Source organism: Sporacetigenium sp. TC11 (assembly GCF_058146105.1).
This window is the reverse complement of sequence record NZ_JBYVNY010000003.1, coordinates 153,869-172,543: the sequence shown is the minus strand read 5'-3', so window position 1 is coordinate 172,543 and position 18,675 is coordinate 153,869. Positions and strand designations below refer to the sequence as shown.

Annotated in this window: 24 protein-coding genes; 1 reads left to right on the top strand and 23 read right to left on the bottom strand. The window is 30.8% G+C overall.

Annotation, left to right across the window (positions count from 1 at the left end; all coding sequences use genetic code 11):
- The first annotated feature begins 135 nt into the window (after positions 1–135).
- The gene (locus tag ACUSRV_RS06775; protein ID WP_490141172.1) at positions 136–1,326 is read left to right on the top strand and encodes an FprA family A-type flavoprotein; all 1,191 of its coding nucleotides are present in this window, start codon (positions 136–138) and stop codon (positions 1,324–1,326) included.
- Positions 1,327–1,428: 102 nt separating this feature from the next.
- On the opposite strand, the gene ACUSRV_RS06770 is transcribed toward ACUSRV_RS06775, so the two are convergent.
- The 23 genes from ACUSRV_RS06770 to ACUSRV_RS06660 form a co-directional block, all read right to left on the bottom strand.
- On the bottom strand, positions 1,429–1,851 hold the full coding sequence (locus ACUSRV_RS06770; protein ID WP_490141171.1) for a cytidine deaminase: 423 nt from the start codon (positions 1,849–1,851) through the stop codon (positions 1,429–1,431).
- A gap of 30 nt (positions 1,852–1,881) precedes the next feature.
- The gene (locus tag ACUSRV_RS06765; RefSeq protein WP_490141170.1) at positions 1,882–2,799 is read right to left on the bottom strand and encodes a DMT family transporter; all 918 of its coding nucleotides are present in this window, start codon (positions 2,797–2,799) and stop codon (positions 1,882–1,884) included.
- A gap of 84 nt (positions 2,800–2,883) precedes the next feature.
- The gene (locus ACUSRV_RS06760; protein WP_490141169.1) at positions 2,884–3,291 is read right to left on the bottom strand and encodes a ribosomal maturation YjgA family protein; all 408 of its coding nucleotides are present in this window, start codon (positions 3,289–3,291) and stop codon (positions 2,884–2,886) included.
- 18 nt (positions 3,292–3,309) lie between these two features.
- Complete coding sequence (locus ACUSRV_RS06755) at positions 3,310–3,834, bottom strand: GNAT family N-acetyltransferase (protein ID WP_490141168.1); 525 nt, start codon at positions 3,832–3,834, stop codon at positions 3,310–3,312.
- A 379-nt stretch (positions 3,835–4,213) separates the two neighbouring features.
- Positions 4,214–4,354 (bottom strand): hypothetical protein, encoded by a 141-nt coding sequence (locus ACUSRV_RS06750; RefSeq protein ID WP_490141167.1) that lies wholly within the window; start codon positions 4,352–4,354, stop codon positions 4,214–4,216.
- Between the two features lie 37 nt (positions 4,355–4,391).
- The gene (locus ACUSRV_RS06745; protein ID WP_490141166.1) at positions 4,392–4,526 is read right to left on the bottom strand and encodes a hypothetical protein; all 135 of its coding nucleotides are present in this window, start codon (positions 4,524–4,526) and stop codon (positions 4,392–4,394) included.
- Positions 4,527–4,600: 74 nt separating this feature from the next.
- The gene (locus ACUSRV_RS06740; protein WP_490141165.1) at positions 4,601–4,855 is read right to left on the bottom strand and encodes a hypothetical protein; all 255 of its coding nucleotides are present in this window, start codon (positions 4,853–4,855) and stop codon (positions 4,601–4,603) included.
- Positions 4,856–5,028: 173 nt separating this feature from the next.
- Entirely contained in the window at positions 5,029–5,196 is a 168-nt protein-coding gene (locus ACUSRV_RS06735) for a hypothetical protein (protein ID WP_490141164.1), read from the bottom strand.
- Between the two features lie 118 nt (positions 5,197–5,314).
- Complete coding sequence (locus ACUSRV_RS06730) at positions 5,315–5,878, bottom strand: MDR/zinc-dependent alcohol dehydrogenase-like family protein (protein ID WP_490141163.1); 564 nt, start codon at positions 5,876–5,878, stop codon at positions 5,315–5,317.
- The gene (gene kce / locus ACUSRV_RS06725; protein ID WP_490141162.1) at positions 5,878–6,702 is read right to left on the bottom strand and encodes a 3-keto-5-aminohexanoate cleavage enzyme; all 825 of its coding nucleotides are present in this window, start codon (positions 6,700–6,702) and stop codon (positions 5,878–5,880) included. The genes ACUSRV_RS06730 and kce overlap by 1 nt, the downstream gene beginning before the upstream one ends.
- The gene (gene kal, locus ACUSRV_RS06720; protein WP_490141161.1) at positions 6,702–7,088 is read right to left on the bottom strand and encodes a 3-aminobutyryl-CoA ammonia lyase; all 387 of its coding nucleotides are present in this window, start codon (positions 7,086–7,088) and stop codon (positions 6,702–6,704) included. Before kal ends, kce begins: the two co-directional genes overlap by 1 nt.
- A 167-nt stretch (positions 7,089–7,255) precedes the next feature.
- On the bottom strand, positions 7,256–7,669 hold the full coding sequence (locus ACUSRV_RS06715; RefSeq protein ID WP_490141160.1) for a methylglyoxal synthase: 414 nt from the start codon (positions 7,667–7,669) through the stop codon (positions 7,256–7,258).
- A gap of 18 nt (positions 7,670–7,687) precedes the next feature.
- Entirely contained in the window at positions 7,688–8,806 is a 1,119-nt protein-coding gene (gene rodA / locus ACUSRV_RS06710; RefSeq protein WP_490141159.1) for a rod shape-determining protein RodA, read from the bottom strand.
- A gap of 170 nt (positions 8,807–8,976) precedes the next feature.
- Positions 8,977–9,261, bottom strand: coding sequence for a cell division topological specificity factor MinE (minE, locus tag ACUSRV_RS06705; protein WP_490141158.1), 285 nt, complete (start codon positions 9,259–9,261; stop codon positions 8,977–8,979).
- A 14-nt stretch (positions 9,262–9,275) separates the two neighbouring features.
- Positions 9,276–10,073 (bottom strand): septum site-determining protein MinD, encoded by a 798-nt coding sequence (gene minD / locus ACUSRV_RS06700; protein WP_490141157.1) that lies wholly within the window; start codon positions 10,071–10,073, stop codon positions 9,276–9,278.
- A 24-nt stretch (positions 10,074–10,097) separates the two neighbouring features.
- Entirely contained in the window at positions 10,098–10,757 is a 660-nt protein-coding gene (locus ACUSRV_RS06695) for a septum site-determining protein MinC (protein ID WP_490141156.1), read from the bottom strand.
- A gap of 82 nt (positions 10,758–10,839) precedes the next feature.
- Positions 10,840–13,698, bottom strand: coding sequence for a penicillin-binding transpeptidase domain-containing protein (locus ACUSRV_RS06690; RefSeq protein ID WP_490141155.1), 2,859 nt, complete (start codon positions 13,696–13,698; stop codon positions 10,840–10,842).
- A 13-nt stretch (positions 13,699–13,711) separates the two neighbouring features.
- Complete coding sequence (gene mreD, locus ACUSRV_RS06685; RefSeq protein ID WP_490141154.1) at positions 13,712–14,200, bottom strand: rod shape-determining protein MreD; 489 nt, start codon at positions 14,198–14,200, stop codon at positions 13,712–13,714.
- Positions 14,201–14,213: 13 nt separating this feature from the next.
- Entirely contained in the window at positions 14,214–15,098 is an 885-nt protein-coding gene (gene mreC / locus ACUSRV_RS06680) for a rod shape-determining protein MreC (protein WP_490141153.1), read from the bottom strand.
- A gap of 14 nt (positions 15,099–15,112) precedes the next feature.
- Positions 15,113–16,210, bottom strand: a complete 1,098-nt coding sequence (locus tag ACUSRV_RS06675) for a rod shape-determining protein (RefSeq protein WP_490141152.1) — start codon at positions 16,208–16,210, stop codon at positions 15,113–15,115.
- Positions 16,211–16,236: 26 nt separating this feature from the next.
- Positions 16,237–16,899, bottom strand: a complete 663-nt coding sequence (gene radC, locus ACUSRV_RS06670; RefSeq protein ID WP_490141372.1) for a RadC family protein — start codon at positions 16,897–16,899, stop codon at positions 16,237–16,239.
- Positions 16,900–16,980: 81 nt separating this feature from the next.
- A complete protein-coding gene (locus ACUSRV_RS06665) occupies positions 16,981–17,556 on the bottom strand; it encodes a Maf family protein (protein WP_490141151.1) in 576 nt (191 codons plus the stop codon).
- A gap of 132 nt (positions 17,557–17,688) precedes the next feature.
- Positions 17,689–18,660 carry an RnfABCDGE type electron transport complex subunit B gene (locus ACUSRV_RS06660; protein ID WP_490141150.1) on the bottom strand — a complete coding sequence of 324 codons (972 nt, stop codon included), beginning with the start codon at positions 18,658–18,660 and terminating at the stop codon, positions 17,689–17,691.
- Positions 18,661–18,675: the final 15 nt, after the last annotated feature.

Sequence of the window (18,675 nt, the reverse complement as noted above, 5' to 3'; positions counted from 1 at the left end):
CTCATTAAATTATATGAATTAACATATATTTTTAGGCAAAATAATGGCAATATATGTTAAAATCTTAATATAGAGTTTTAAATATCATACATATGGGTATAAAAGTAACATAATTTCTAGCAGGAGGTAAACTTAATGAAAGAATCATTTGAAATTAAAAATGGTATACACTGGACAGGTGTAATAGATCAAGATTTAAAGGTATTTGATATAATAATGGAAACAGAATTTGGTACAACTTATAACTCTTACTTTATAAACGATGAAAAAAAGGTTTTAATAGACACTGCCAAAGCTAACTTCAAAGAAGAGTTTTTACAAAAACTATCTAAATTAGTGGATATAAAAGAATTAGATTATGTTGTAATACAACATACTGAACCAGATCACGCTGGTAGCCTTAAGTATTTATTAGAAATAAACCCTGATATAGAAGTTTATTGTACTCAAGCTGCAAAAATATTCTTAAGCGAACAAATAAACAGACCATTTAGATGCCATGTTATAAAAGATGGTGAAAAATTAAACATAGGTAGTAGGGATTTAACATTTATGACTGCTCCATTCTTACACTGGTCGGATACTATGTTTACTTATAGTGAAAATGATGGTGTGTTATTTACTTGTGATGCATTTGGTTCTCACTTTGCTAGTGTTGATTCTGAAATAGTTACTACTGATGACTATAAAAGATCTAGAGAACACTACTATAATTGTATAGTTAAGCCATTTGCTCAACACGTATTAAATGCTGTAAATAAAGTTCAAAAAAATGAATTTAAATTTGATACTATATTGACTTCACATGGCCCAATATTATCTAAGGACCCAATGGCTAATGTAGTAAAATATGTAGAATGGTCTACTGATGTTGTAGAAAAATCAAATCAAAAGCAAGTAGCATTATTATATTTATCAGCATACAAAAACACTGTATATATGGCTGAGAAAATAAAAGAAGGATTAGAATCTGAAGGTGTTAAAGTTGAATATGTGGATATAGAAAATGCTGATTTAGAAACAATCCACGATGTAATAAACATGTCAAAGGGTCTGATACTAGGATCTCCTACAATAAATAGATCAATGGTTAAGCCAATGTGGGATGCATTATCTATAATAGATCCAATGGCCAACCAAGGGAAAATAGCAGGAGTATTTGGCTCATTTGGCTGGAGTGGAGAAGGTGTAACCATGGCACAATCTTTAGTTAAGATGATGGGCTTTAAGGTTCCATTTGAATCTGTAAGCAAGAAATTTTCTCCATCGGAAGAAACACTTCAAAAGTGCTATGACTTTGGTAAAGAATTTGGTAAATTGATATAAAATTCGCTACGCTCATATCGCCGACGACCTTGAAAAGCAGGTCCGTTGCTCAAGTTTAGCAGTTGAATATTAAAAGGGCTAACAATTGTTAGCCCTTTTTTATTATTCTCTACTATATTTTAATGGAATTAGTTCTGAAATTTTACACTTAACAGTGTTGTTTTTATAAGGTATTATAACATTAATGTCCGGGCAGTAATCACTTATTAGCTCTCTGCACATACCACAAGGCGTTACTACTCTAATTTCTCTATCAATCTCGTCTTCATAAGGATGTCTAACAGCTACAATAGTATCAAATTCCTTCGCTCCTTGAGATATTGCTTTTCCAAGTGCAATAGCTTCAGCGCATACAGTAATTCTTCCAATGTATGCTTCCACATGTACTGCTGTAATTATTTTCCCTGTTTTCGTTCTTATAGCACATCCTATATGATGTTTATCAGTTTCATATAAATTCTCAATAATTTTTTTAGCTTCGAAAATTAATTCTTTATCTTTCTCATTAATTTCATAGACATCCATTTATTCTACCCCCGCTTACATAAAATTATTTTATGATTGTTCTAGAGAAGATTCTTCTGGGGAAAATTTAATTTGCGATACTATTATTCCTACAAGTATAAGAACGCAACCTATATACCCCCTAGAACTCATAACCTCCCCAAGTAAAAGTGCACCACCTATAGCTCCAAATACCGATTCCATACTTAGAATTATAGCTGCATGAGATGGTTTAGCATCCTTTTGGGCTACTACTTGTAATGTATATGCTACCCCAACTGATAAAAAACCACCATACAGTATTGGAATTAAAGCCTTTGAAAGACCACTCATTGTAATAGTTTCAAATATCAGTGCTGTTACCAAACTTAATATTGAACATGTTGCAAATTGAATACAAGATAATTTCAAAGGATCTATCTTTTTTGAAAAATTATCTATTGTTAAAATGTGTATAGCCCAGAATACAGCTCCTATAACTTCAAGAAAATCCCCATAACTTATACTGAAATTTTCATTTATACTTAAAAGATAGAGTCCAATAACTGCAAATCCTACTCCAATCCATGAATTCTTCCCAATTTTATGTTTTAAGAGTATTCCAATAAGTGGTACAAAAACCATATATAAACTTGTAATAAAACTTGCGTTTCCTGCAGTAGTATAGATAAGGCCAACTTGTTGCAGCGTTGCTGCTATATAAAGAGCACCACCAACCAATACTCCATAAATAATTGTTTTCTTAGGTGGTACCTCGGTATTGTCATCATCACTACTGTCATTTTTCTTTTTCTTGTCAAAGAAAATAATTAATGGTATAAGAGAAATTGCCCCAAGGGCAAATCTTACTCCATTGAAAGTAAAGGCTCCTACATGTTGAGAGCCTACTCTTTGTGCAACGAATGCAAACCCCCATATAGCTGCTGTAAGTAGTAATAGCATATTAGCAACTAATCTTTTATTCTTCATCTAAATTCACCCCTTTTAAATAATAACTCTATTTAATATTACCACTTTTTAAAATCAAAATCTTTGTACAAAATATATTTATAATCAAATATTTTTGTACTTTTTACAATTTTTCTTATATAAAAGTTCTATAATTACCCCTATTCCAATTCCTATAGTATATGATAGTAAATCACTCCATAAAAATCCATATCCTAATACTAGTCCTCCTAGTGTTGTTTGCCTAATAGTATCTATCCAATTTGAGCGATATAATTGGCTTAATTCAATAAGATAGCAAAATGCTATCCCTATTAATCCGACCTTCTTTGTTTCTAAAGATTTAAAAATAAAGCCACAAGTAATAAAAATCATCAATGCCCAGAGAGTGTCACCTAAATATATATTCAAAACTTCTGGTATAATATTCTCTATCTTTCTTGAGTACAATCCTAAAATAATTACAATTATTATCATAAAACCATACAACAATCTATTTCGTTTATAACTCATACTTTAACCTCATTCTATTTAATATAAATTAAACTCAAGTCTCATAACATATACTATATTTTTCTTACCTGATAAATCCATAGTTACTTCTTTAATTCTTTTATATCCTAATCCAGTCCAAAATTTCATAGCTACATAATTGTCTTTTATTACACCTATTCTAAAAGATCTTGCCCCTAAGCTACTAGCCCATTTAATCAACGACTTATGTATTGTTTTACCTAACTTTCTTTCTCTCTCATTTGGTTCAATAAGCATCAGTCCAATTATCCATTCTTCATTTATAGGAAAATCTCTTACAATATCAATAATTCCAACTAAATCTCTATTATTATTAAATATACCAAAAACAAACTTATCTATATAATCTTTATTTGGTGGAATATCTTCAAATATTTCTTTTGCTACATCTATGATTGTATATGTTCCATAGTATGAACCATAGTAGTCTATACATTTTTCACATAGACCTTGAACTAATTTCATATACTCATCAGTTATTATTTTAAGCTTGTAATCTTTATCTATTATAATATCATTCATAAATATATCTCCTAACCTCTTAAAAACAACTTGTTTTACTAACTATGTTTTAATAAAATATTGAAATTAAGTATATAGTGAAAAGAGAAGAAATGCTTCTTCTACTTTTGATGCGTAGTATATAAAAATTGTGCAATTAGTTAAAATATTATTATTATACACCATAATGTATAACATACTTATTTTCAGTGATTGCCTTTCTTAACAACATCATTAAATCAATCAATTCCGCTGATGACTTTGATTTTTTATCTTTTGAAACAATCTCATAAAAATCCTCCAATGATTCTGGTGGAATAAGTGTAACACCCCACCTTGAAAGTGCAAAATATGGTCTACTGTAACAATGAAAATAAGTTCTAATTAAAGTTAAATCATTTCACCAGCTATTCAAAATATCATCATCTATGGAAATGTAATTATATTTCTCAGGTTCATAACAAGAATAATCTTTATCTTTATCAAATTTATCTATTATGCCAAATTCAGCAACGCAAGCCACATTATCACCAACTTTCATAGTAAAAAATAGTCTTTTGATGCATCATATATAAAAACTATGAATTATTTTTAATATATATTTTTAATGCTTTTATTAATAAAGTAAGGGCATATAATCCAGCAACTAAAATAGCTACAATTAACCCACCATACAATATAGTAAATAGACCTAATGTATCTTGTATATCCATATGGACACCCCCTTATTTTATATTTCTATTTTTAGATTTTTATACAGTTCATAAAGATTGTGTAACATACAAAATTATCTAATAATGCTTGTAATAGTGCTAAATAGAATAACTGTTCCAGTTATACTTAATATAAATATCTCCACCTTATTTTCATTCATTTTATATGAATTATAGGCATTTAAAAGCATTTGAAGACTCAAACCAATTAGGCAGAATCCTAATAGAGCAAAATCTTTAATTATCCCGATACCAGAAAGTACTGCTATTATAACTATTACATTAGCAATTAATATATTTGCTATCTTAATTATTTTATTATAGTACATACTTATCCCTCTTTAGTTCTTGATATTTAATGAACATAACCTGTTACAGTTCATAGTATTATACAACTATACACTATAAATGTATCATAAGCTAAAACTCAATTAGATTCATTTATATATTTAAATTTCAACATTAATTAAGAACGTAGCGATTTTATTATATAACTACCCAACTACATAGAAGGTATTAAAACAAACATTAAAAATAAAGTAAATGCTATTAAAGATATAACAGCAATTGATGATATAATTAAAACTAGTTTACTTTTTGTTAAAATACCTACTAGCAATCCTAAAATTGATATTATAAATGTCGCAAATAAAATCATTGTTAAGCTCAAGTGAATCCCCCTATTCTTATGTAAATTTACATTTTTCATCTTTACTCAATTGTACAGAACATTAGTATAACTTTCAAATAGTTACCAAAATTAAAGGAGCTAAATTTAGCCCCTATGGTTATACATATAATTTTTTAAATATATTTCTAAGAATTTCACTTTCTCTTAGTGCATTTATAGTTACATTAGTATGTTTTTTTGTATATTCATTTCCTATTATCATATTAAGGTCTTTGCCAAGCTCTTTCGCACCCAAAACTGCCTTAGCAAAACTTGTGTCAATTGAGAAGAAGCATACAGTTCCTTCATCTCTAACCGTCATTATACTGCTCATTTCTGTGTTATCAATATTTGCACAGTTTATACATATATCAACTTCATCATTTTCGTTAGCTTCTAGTACCTTATTTAACACTTCTTCTGGGTCTTGTTCATCTGCAACTACTACATTATCGCAAAATTCTGTTTCTAATAAAGAATCTCTATCTTCTTCACTTTTAACCAAACCTATAACTTTACCACTTTTTCCTACCTTATTTTTTGCTTCATAACAACATAGTATTCCAGACTTGCCAGCAGCTCCTAATACTAATACACTATCCCCTTTTCTAACTAATTTTTGAGTTTGAGCCTGTGCTCCAGCTACATCAATTGCTGCAAATACTGAGTTTTCTTCTATCATTAATTAACCTCCAGTCCAAGGATCTCCCTTGCCTCTTGAGGTGTAGCTATTTCCCTTCCAAGTTCCTTTGCAATTCTTACAACCTTGTCTACTAACTCACCATTTGACTTTGCCAAAACACCCTTTGATATATATACATTGTCTTCAAATCCAACCCTAACATGACCTCCTAATAATATTGAAAGTGCAGCCATTTGAAATTGAGATTTCCCTATTCCTGATACCGTAAATGTATTCCAACTTGGTATACTTTCTTTTAAAAACATTAAATCACGAGGACTTGCACCTATTCCTCCATTTACACCCATTACAAAATTAAAGTGCATAGGATCTTTTATAAGTCCTTTTCTATGTAATCTTAAAGCCATATCTACCATACCTTTATCAAAAACTTCAATTTCTGGCTTAACACCTAAATCTATCATTTTTTTTGCAAATTCTTTTATAGTATTTTCAGTGTTTACAAATATATCGTCACCACCAAAATTACAAGTACCACAATCTAGAGTTGCCATTTCAGGATTAAGATTTACAGGTTGAATTCTCTCATCATTGCTCATTCCAACAGCACCGCCTGTTGATGGTTGTACTATTACATCAGGGCAAGCTTCTTTTATTGCTTCTATACATTTTCTAAACCTATTTATATCTTGGGTTGGAGTACCATCGTCTTCTCTAACGTGCAAATGTATAATACTAGCACCTGAATCGTATGCACTTTTAGCTTCTCTTTGTATTTCTTCAATAGTATATGGAACAGATGGATTTTGCTCTTTTGTAACTTCAGCACCACATATAGCAGCAGTTATTATTAACTTATCCATTACAAATTCCCCCTTTGCTTATCTTTAGGCACTACACAAGTACCACTTGCTCTACATACTACTATTGGCTTATGAAGAAAATCAGCAGCAGAATCATTTATATCATTTCTTGGTACTATAACTTTTCTAGCTTCGAACACCATTTTTCTTGAAGTATTTCCCCAACCTATTAGTTCTCCAACAGCTTCTATATAATCTCCTGCATATACAGGCGCTAAAAATTCTATATTGTCATATGCTTTAAATAAACCTTCATCTCCATCATTTTTTATTAGTAATTCGGTAGCGATATCTCCAAATAATTGTAGCATCCTTGCTCCGTCAACTAATTTTCCCCCGTAATGAGCATCGTGTTCTCCCATTCTAAGTCTTATCATAGCTTTCATTTGTGGCCCCCCTAAAATTTAATTTATATGTCCTTAATAATACTATGATGTCTGTAAAGCTATTATTCTCCAAACTAAAAATTCGCTACGCTCATATCGCCAACGACCTTGGGGAAGTAGTTCGTTGCTCAAAAAAGCACCTATCTTAAGACAGGTGCTTTAACTTATTACTTTATAATATCACTAGTTTTTCTTACTTCTCTCCAGGATAATTCTCCTCTATCAAGGGCCTTTATAAATATTTCAGCTGATGCTAAATTAGTTGCTATAGGCACATAATGAACATCACAAAGCCTTATTAATGCTTGTATATCTGGTTCATGTGCTTGAGAAGTCAATGGATCCTTTAAAAATATTACTAAATCTATATCTTGAGTTACAATCATCGATCCTATTTGTTGGTCTCCACCTAAAGGTCCTGAAGCTAGTCTATTTATTTTAAGCTCCGTTGACTCCATTACTTTCTTTCCTGTAGTTCCAGTAGCATATAGCCCATATTTTTTTAGTATATTTTCATAAGCTATACAAAATCCAATCATAGTATTTTTCATATTATCATGAGCAATTAATGCTATATTCATATTAACATCTCCTCAAACCTAGAAGTTTATTTTCTTTCTTCTCATTCCTACATTTAAAGCAAGACCTAAATTTGCCAGTGATGTGAGCAGGGAACTTCCTCCGTAACTAACAAATGGCAAAGTAACTCCTGTAACAGGTATTAGGGCAACTGTCATACCTATATTTTGTATTATTTGATATGCAAACATACCCATAACTCCTATAACAATAAGAGTTCCATAAAAATCCTTTGCCTCTCTTGCTATATAAAGCATTCTATATAAGAAATATACATACAACAATATTAGTATAGCCATACCTATAAATCCTAATTCTTCTCCTACAACAGCAAATATAAAGTCACTGTCTTGTACTGGTAAAAAGTCATATTGCCCTTGGCTTCCACCATAAAGTCCTTTACCAGTAATACCTCCAGAACCTATAGCTATCATAGATTGTATAACCTGGTAATTTCCCTCATAACTAGGGTCATCTGGATGTAGAAATGCTTCTATCCTAACCTTTTGATGTGGTGCCATTAAAAGGTAAATTATGGGAAGTAATACTAAAAATCCTATAGCTGCTCTTTTTAAAAGTTTTGTATTAAGCCCTGCTGTATATAACATACCAAATATAATACAGCAAAAAACTATAGTAGTCCCTAAGTCTGGCTGTATAAGAAGTAAAAACAGTATAGGAGCTGCATATATGGCAAGAGGAATTAAATCCTTTATAGTATTTAACTTATCTTTTTTCGACTCAACAATTTTTGCATAACTCATTATAAATGTTAACTTAACAAGTTCTGAAGTTTGAAAATCAAGTGGTCCTAAGTTAAGCCATGATCTAGCTCCTGCGTTTGCCTTACCAAGACCAGGAACCCATACAAGTAATAACAAAATTATACTGAACCAATACAATGCCTTAGAGTGTTTGCCTATTATGTTATAGTCAATTAAGAGCATGGCTATTATTAAAAAGGTTCCAATGCCAAAGGCCAGTGTTTGTTTATATATCTGAGAAAAATTACCTGTTTTATTAGCATGGGTAGCGCTAGTTAATATAAGAAGACCCATAAAAAATATTGCCAATACAGTAAGTATTAGTCTCCAGTCTAATTGTTTTATAAGCTTAAACTTTGAACTGAATTCGCCCACATTATCACCATCTTTCTATTTTTAACGTCTATATAAAATTATACATGTTTATATATACTTAAACAATAAAATAAAAAAATTCGCTTCATCCAAATTCAGCAGTTAGAAATTATAATTTCCTAAAATACAAAAAATTGGGAAATTCTTATATAAGAATTCCCCAACTATAATTATCTAGCTCTTTCTTTTATGTTTCTAAGAGGTATATTAGCAACTAATGCAGATACTGCACTTCCAGTTTCTTCACTTCTAGATTTAGACATTTTTATTTCTAATCCGTCTTCTTCTATTTCTGCATAATTTGCTATAACATTTAATATATCACTTTTTATTAGTTCTAAAAGTTTAGGTGAACAATCAACCCTATCGTGAACTAAAACTAATTTCAATCTTTCTTTTGCTACATTCTTACTAGTTTTTGGTTCATTTGAAAAAAACTTAAATAGATCCAACATGGATAAAATCCCCCCTACTTAGCCATGCCAAAGATTTTTTTTATTTTAGTCATAAATGTATCTTCAATTTCCATATCTAATAAAGGAACCTCTTCACCTAATATTCTCTTAGTTATGTTTTTATAGGCTTGTCCTGCCATTGATTTGTTATCAAGTATTGCAGGTTCTCCTTTATTAGTAGATACAATTATACTCTCATCGTCTGGCACTAACCCAATTAAGTCTATAGCTAATATTTCTATTATATCCTGTTTATCCATCATATCTCCACGTTTAACCATTTCATTTCTTATTCTGTTTATAATTAAACGTATATCTTTTATTTCATGTGCTTCTAATAAACCTATTATTCTATCTGCATCTCTTACAGCTGATATTTCTGGATTTGTAACTACTATAGCTCTATCAGCACCTGCTATAGCATTTTTAAATCCTTGTTCTATACCTGCTGGACAATCCATTAATACATAATCAAATGATTCTCTTAATTGATCACATAATGTTTTCATTTGATCAGGAGTTATGGCATTTTTATCTCTAGTTTGAGCTGCAGGTAACAAATATAAATTATCAAATCTCTTATCTTTTATAAGAGCTTGCTTTAGTCTACAATTTCCTTCTACAACATCTACCATGTCATATACTATTCTATTTTCAAGCCCCATAACAACGTCTAGATTTCTAAGTCCTATATCTGCATCAACTACAACAGTTTTTTTGCCTTCTAAGCTTAAAGCAGTTCCTAAATTTGCAGTTGTAGTAGTTTTACCAACTCCGCCTTTTCCTGATGTTATAACTATAACTTCACTCATTATACTACCCCCAGTCATTTCCTACTATTTTATATTCTTAGATGAGTAATTTTCAATAACTATAATACCGTTGTTTATAAATGCTATTTCTGGGTTTATAGATTTATTTGAAATATACTCTTCATCTGGTGCTTCTGCTATACAATCAGCTATTTTTAGTATCTTAGGATCTAAATTATTAGCAACTATATATGAATGTATATTTCCCAATGCGCCAGCATGAATAAATCCTTCTACCTTACCCATAACAATTACATTTCCATAAGCTACAACCTTAGCTCCAGGGTTTATATCTCCCATAACCACTATATTTCCAGCGGCTATAATTTGACAACCTGGTTTCATATCAGTCATTACAACAACGTCTCCATCAAACTGAACATTGTCACCTGATCTTAATGTACTAACATACTTTGTATTATAATACCTTATTTCAGGTTCTTTAGGTTCTTCTTCTATGAATTCAACATCGAATCTAGTAGATATATGGTCCTTAAGTTCTATTAGCTCTATATCACTTATTTGCGGACAATTAATCGCACATATCTTAGCTCCATTGAAAAATCCAATCGAAGATTCTAACCTATCTATAATGCTTTGCTTTATTGTTTCGAGAGATGCTCTTTTTTTTACATTTACTATAAGTCCTCTTCTAGTCCCTTTAAATTCTATTAATTCTTCCATATTTAATTCTCCCAAAGCCACGTCAACCTCCAGAGTATCATATCATTTAATTATATTCTTCAAAAAATACTCAATTCCTTCTTTATTTTAACATTTGTGGCATAAAATTTATAGTTTGTTGTTGACTTTTAGCATTATTTTCCACATCATCACTGTTCTTTTCTATATCTTTATCTCCATTTTTTTTGTTTAAACCAAAATATTGTCCGAATATCTCTCTAGCTGTCGGTAAACTCGATGCCCCATGTGCACCTTGTGGTATAACGGTTACTACAGCTATTTCTGGATCATTATATGGAGCAAATGCTACAGACCAGCTAAAAGCCACATAATCAGCTTTAAATCTATCTATATCTTCATTAGATATATTAGGATTCAATTCCTTTATAGCTCTTCTTAAATAGCTTGAATTAGTTTTATCATCAGTAGCTGTCACTTTGTCTGCTTTTTTCATATCATATGCTAGCTTAGTAGCTTCTGCTTGTGATACTCCATAAGAGCCCATATGAGCCTTTAAATACTCTACTTCATTTGGTGTAGGTATTTTACCACTTTTCTGAGCAGAACCAGTTTTTGCAGCCACTTCTATAGGGAAAGATGCAAATGTTCCTTTACCTGTACCTATAGTTGCAACTTGTCTCATACCTTGAGCTATATCTTCTAAACCAGCTCTATTCTTTAGAGGTATTTGCTCTTTATTATTAGGATCTTCTTTTATACTTGAATAGTTTGATGAAACTATCTTATCTATTAAAGATAGTTCTACTAAATTACCTCCATTTGATAGTCCTGCTGTATATCTTGCCATTTGAAGAGGTGTATACGCATTTTCACCTTGACCTATAGCTAAGTTAAATGTATCTGCTATTGTCCATTTAGCTTGATTAAAGTAACTAAATTTAGCTATATCTGATATTTCTTCTATTCTATCTTCTTTTACATTTAACTTCGTAACTCTCTCTATTGTTTCTCCCCTTGAAGGATTTTCCTCAGTCCAACTAACTATTTCATCAATTCTCTTTTCATATTCATCTGGATCTGATTTTTTAGTTATATCCTTAAATGCATCTGCCATTTTTTTATTTAAGGCATATTTAAGATTTATTTTAGTACTTTTTAGTTTATCTTTAGGATTTGGAACTTTTCCAGCTATTTCTCCTATTTCTACACCCGTTTTTTCATCTAAACCAAATAATTTAGCATATTCTAAAACCTTGGCTGCACTCATTTTAACTGGAAGTGGCTTATTTTGAGTATAGTTATATCCTGTAGATATAGAGAAAAAATAATAGTTACATGATTGTTCTATTGCTTTGTATAAATTTACTGATCCATGATTACTTCTGTTCTTATGCCATATTTCATCTGCAACTACTTTCGACTTACCTAACTTTATGTGTCCAGCATCTGCAAGAGCATATTCAGCATCTAGTCCATTGTCAAGGGCTGCCATTGCAGTTACCATTTTAAATGTAGATCCTGGCTGTACCGCTCCAGATGTTGCTAAGTTATATAGTGGATTTGCACCTAATGGATCATTTGGATTTTCTGGTTTAAGTTTATCATAATCTTCTGTTGATATTGGCGTCGAAAATAAGTTAGGGTCATAATCTGGATAACTTGCCATTGCGAGTATATCACCAGTCTTAACATCTATAACAACTGTAGCTCCAGATTTAGTAACAGAATACGCTTCTCCATTAAAGCTTCTATTTCCATATTGACTTTCAAATGTACCACCAGTTTGTATTGCTTTTATATTTTTTTCTAGAGATTCTTCTGCTACCTCTTGTAAGTCCTTATCTATACTTAAATAAACAGTGTCTCCTGATTTTGGACTTTTAGAATCTAATTCTCTTGTTATCTTACCTACCGCATCGACTTGAACTCTTTTGTAGCCATCTACTCCATGTAAAACATCTTCAAAAGCTGACTCTATACCGCCCTTACCTATCATTTCATCTGGGTCATATTTCTTTTCATTTACATATTTTTCTATTTCCGTTTCACTAGATATTCTACCCATTTGACCTAAAGCATGAGCTAAGAAATTTTCATTAGGATAATATCTAATAGGTTGTCTTTGTGTAGTTACCCCTAAGAATTCTATTTCAAGTTCTTTTATTTGAGCTATTGTTTTTTCGCTTAAATCAATAGCTAATGTTACAGGCTTATATTGCTTGTATCCTTGTGATTTAAGTAAATCTCGTACTATAAGTATCTTTCTTGCACTATTGTCAGATAAGTTATTACTTATTTCATAGTATTTTCTTACTTCCTTAAAAGCTTGTTTTGCACTTACATTGGGATTGTCTATCTTATAACTCTTTAGCCAATCTTCCTTATTTTTTTCATCTGTGAACTTCCATTTGCTTACTAATATAGGAGGATATTTCCCAGCTTCATTTACCTTTTGTTGTAAATCTAATGGTTCTAAGTCTCTATCTGATTCATTTAATCTACCTTCACTTATAAGCTTGTCTACTATATAATAAAAACTTTCCTTTGCATTAAAATTATGAGGAATTCCATACTCCGGGTCATTTTTAAATTCACTTATATTTTTATCAGCTGTATAATAAAACTTTCCATCATCTATTGTTATAGGAAATTCATCTATATAATTTTCACCATTTCTTTGTAGCAAGTTTATAAGGTCTAAAGATATTTGATTTGGGTTTCCCTTCATTATGCCATCTTTAGAAACTTGAACTGTAAAAGAAGGTCTATTTCCAGCTAATAATCTTCCGTACTTATCTCTTATTTCTCCCCTAGGTGCTTTTATAGCCAACTGTTTATATGTTTTTTGCTCTGCTAATTGTGAGTAGTATCCTTGTTTAAAAGTGGTCATATAAGCTATTTTAATTAAAATAATAGAAAATATGGATATAAGTGCAATTTTGATTATGTCAAATCTATCCTTTTTATTTCTTTTTTCCATACAATCTCACCAACTATTCTTTTTTTAATTTTAAAATTAAATCTTTAAAAATAAGATAAAAAATTAAACTTGATAGCGCATTTAATATTGGTATTAATAACAACCCGTTAGATACTATATACATAACCCCGTAATTTGCATATACCTGTCCTAGCAATACAATATTAATTAAAGAATCTGTCATACTTGCCAGTACAACCAATATTACTATACTAGTTAAGCTTTCCTTGTATATTTTATCTCTTAGGTAGCTGAACACATACGCAATTATAAATAAGCTTAGGCCATTAGTTCCCAATATAGAACCTACAGTTAAGTCTTTTAGTAGTCCAAGTACAGCACCCAATATACCTGCTTCTAATTCATCTAAATATAGGGAAATTATACTTATATAAATAAGTATTATATTAATGCTATTTCCAAATATATCTATATAATTAAAAACACTGTTTTCTAATATTAAAATAAGTATTCCTATTAAAGCTAATATGAATTTTTTCATTTTTATTACCTCTTTAGCTTATAGTTCTTGGTTCTATAACTAAAACATCTTTTAAATTTTTTAGATTTACATAGGGTTTTACTATAACATATTTAAGTGCATTATCTTTATCATCAATAACTTTCTTTACTTCCCCTATTGGTATTCCTTGTGGATATATACCAAGGCCTGAAGTAGTAAGCACATCCCCTGGTACAACACTGTAGCTTATATCAAACATATATCCTTTTAAATCGCCACTATCCTTTGAATTATTAAATTTATCTATTGCAACATCTTGAGTTATTACTCCTTTGAATTTAGGGTCTTTTAAAAGTTGAAAACTAACTGAAGATCTACTATCAAGTAAAGATACTGCCTTAGAGTAATTACTAGATACTTCATATACAATGCCCACTAAACCTTTTCCACTAGCCACTATACTATCTTTTTTTACCCCCTGATTAGAACCAGCGGATATTACAAATGTTGTATACCAATTTCCATCATTCTTGCCTACTACTGAAGCGCTAATTTGTTTTGCACTATAGTCTTCATCTATAAAATTAAGAGCTTTTTTAAGGTCACTTAAAGACTCTGAACTTTCTAAATCACTTCTTAAATCAATTATTTCTTTTCTTAATTTTTCATTTTCTTTTTCTATTTCTTCTACCTTGTTTGCATTTTTTTTGAAGTTTATAAAATCTCCAAATTGGTCACCAATAAAATTAGATACACCACTAAATCCACTTTCTACAATGGAAAAAGAATTTAGTACAAAATTATAATTTGTACTATTTGAACTTGCTACTTTTCCTATTGATATTCCGATAATTCCAATTAAAGTGATAGCAACAGTAGATGTTGCTATCACTTTAAAATTAAGATATTTTTTAGCTTTATTTTTTTTAGTTCTCACTATATCACCAACTTCTATCTCATTCTATTGTTGCTTTTATTCATCATTAAAACTTTTTCAAATATTTCTTGGTCTTCAACTGATTTTCCAGTTCCAATTGCAACACAGTCAAGAGGGTTTTCTGCTATGTGAACAGGCATCATAGTTTCTTGTTTAACTAGTTTATCTAAACCTGTAAGAAGCGCTCCACCGCCAGTTAACATTATTCCATTTTCCATTATATCAGAAGCTAATTCTGGAGGAGTTTTTTCTAAAGTAGATTTTATAGCATCTATTATAGCTGTTACTGGTTCTTTTAAAGCTTCTCTTACTTCTGCAGATGATATCGTTACAGTCTTTGGAAGTCCTGTTATTAAATCTCTACCTCTTATATCCATAGTTTCTTCTTTATCATCTTTGAAAGCTGATCCTATTTCTATCTTAATATTTTCAGCAGTTCTTTCACCTATCATTAAGTTATATTCTTTTTTTACATAAGCTACTATAGCCTCATCCAATTCATCTCCGCCTAGTCTAACTGACTTAGCAGTAACTATACCACCTAGTGATATAATAGCTATCTCACTAGTACCTCCACCTATATCTACTACCATATTTCCTTCTGGTTCTTCAACTTTAAGTCCTGCGCCTATTGCAGCCGCCATAGGTTCTTCTATTAAATAAGCATCTCTAGCACCAGCAGTTCTTGCTGCTTCCTCTATGGCTCTTTTTTCTACTTCAGTTACCCCATAAGGAACACATATAGCTATTCTTGGGCTTACTACGCCTTTTTTAGAGTACGCTTTTTGTATAAAGTATTTAAGCATCGATTGAGTTACATCAAAATCAGCTATAACTCCATCTTTCATAGGTCTTATAGCTACTATATTCCCTGGTGTTCTACCTATCATTCTTTTTGCTTCTTCTCCAACTGCTAAAACTTCTTTGCTATCATCTCTTATAGCCACAACAGATGGCTCTCTTACTACTATACCTTTACCTTTTATATAAACTAAAGTATTTGCTGTTCCTAAGTCTATCCCCATATCCTTCGATATTTTATTAACTCCGAATATTGATAGAAACCCACCTTTTCTTTCCTTCTTTTCTTTCTTTTCTTTTTTGTTAGACATAATGTTTCTCCTTTCATTAATCATTGCTACATAATAAAGTTTTCTTTAAAACTAAAATAGGTTCCATCTCCGATAATTATATGATCGATAACATCTATACCTATTATTTTTCCACATTCAATAAGTCTATTTGTGACATTTTCATCTTCTTTAGATGGTTTTGGATTTCCAGAGGGATGATTGTGCATTAATATTATTTTATTTGCACTTCTTTTTATTGCTTCTTTAAATACTTCTCTTGGATGTACTATAGATGAATTTAGTGAACCTTCTGATATGTCTATATCTGTAATAATTTCACTTTTAGTATTTAACAAAACTATCTTAAACTTTTCCTTTTTTAAATATCTCATTTCTTCCATATAGTATTTATATAAATCCCATGGATTAGTTATCTTGTCTTTTTTGACATTAAATTTTGATATTCTTTGTCCAAGTTCTAAAGCTGCTTTTATCTGAGCTGCCTTTGACAGACCTATACCGTTTATTTCACGTAGTTCTTCAATAGTTACATCACTTAGCCATCTTATACCGTCACTTTTTTCTTTGCTTATTATATATTGTGCAAGTTCTATAGCACTTTTATTTCTAGTTCCTGTTCTTAGAATTATTGCTAATAATTCAGCATCAGATAAACTTTTTGTGCCTTGTCTTAACATCTTTTCTCTCGGCCTTTGATCTAGGGCCATTTGTTTTATAGGTAGAGTTAAAGAATCGTTCAATATGTATCCTCCTAAATATAAAATATCTTTGTGTAGACTGTGTGAAAACTACAAAATTTGCATATGGAAATATTTGTGCAGTATTTCGTCTAACTTAGATATAGGAAGACCTACTATATTGAAATAATCTCCTTTTATTTCTTCTACTAATAATGAGCCGTATCCTTGTATACCATAAGCTCCAGCTTTATCTAAAGGTTCTTTCGTATCTATATATCTTTTTATTTTTTCATCGTCTATTTTTTTGAATTTAACATCACTTACAACATAATCTACTATCTTTTTTCCTTCATTTAGATTAATTACACTTATACCTGTAATAACCTGATGGTATCTATCAGATAAGTTCTTTAACATATTAAAAGCATCTTTTTCATCTTTTGGTTTTCCCAAAACATTGTCGTTTAAAACAACAATTGTATCTGCTCCTATTACTGTTGAATTGTGATTTTTGTTTGCAATGTCTAGTGCCTTTGTAAAAGCAAGTCTCATAGCCATTATTTCTGGCTTCTCGTTATGGACCATCTCTTCTTCTACATTACTAGGTATTACTTTAAAATTTATATTTAGATTTTTAAGTAATTCCTTTCGTCTAGGAGAGCTCGATGCCAATACTATATCCATAGGTTCACCTCTTCATTCCAATACTTATTAGTTTAACATTATATTGTAAAAAATTCAACGTTCTTGTCGAACGATTTTCTTTGCAAAATAATAAAGGTATGGAATCTTTTCCATACCTTTATCTTTGCCATCTTATTGTATTTTAATAGCTTTTTTAGGACATTTTTCTACGCAAGCATGACATCCTGCACATTTATCTTGATCGATCTTATGTTTTTGTTTAAGTTCGCCTTCTATAGCATCGAACTTACAGTTTTTCTTACATATAGTACATCCTATACATTTATCTTCTTCTATATCAACTTTTCTAACTTTGCTTAAATCTCCTGATATAGCTTTTGTTGGACATTTAGCAACACAAACTTGACATTGAGTACATTTATCGTAGTTTATTTTAGCTAAATTATTTTCGAAATCTATAGCGTCAAAAGGACATGCCTTAACACATATTTGACATCCTATACATCCAACAGTACACTTAGATTTAACTTCTTTACCGAATTGTACATTGTTACAGTCTACAACTACTCCATTTTTATATGGCTTCCAATCTATTACAGACTTAGGGCATGCTTCTAAACATTGTCCACAAGCTACACACTTTTCTTCATCTATAACAGCTACACCATCTTCTACTTTTATAGCATCAAATTTACATACATTAACACAAGTTCCAAGACCTAAACAACCCGCTCCACAAGCTTTAGATCCGCCACCTAACATTGCTGCAGCTTTACAGTCTTGTATACCTTCATAGTTGAATTTTTCTTTTGCATTACTGCAAGTACCTTTACATATAACTTTTGCAACTTTCTTATCTGAACCTGAAGCTGCTACACCCATTATTTCTCCTATTTTATCAGCAGTATCTGATCCACCAACTGGACAAGCATTTACAGGTGCACTACCTTCTGCTATTGCATTTGCAAGACCTCCACAACCTGGAAATCCACATCCACCACAGTTAGCACCTGGAAGAGCTGCAAGTACTGCTTCAACCTTCGGATCTACTTCAACGGCAAATTTCTTTGCAGCGTAAGCAAGTACAACTCCAAATAAAAGACCCATTAATCCTAATACTAAAACTGAATTCAATATTGTCATAGTCTTCACCCCCTA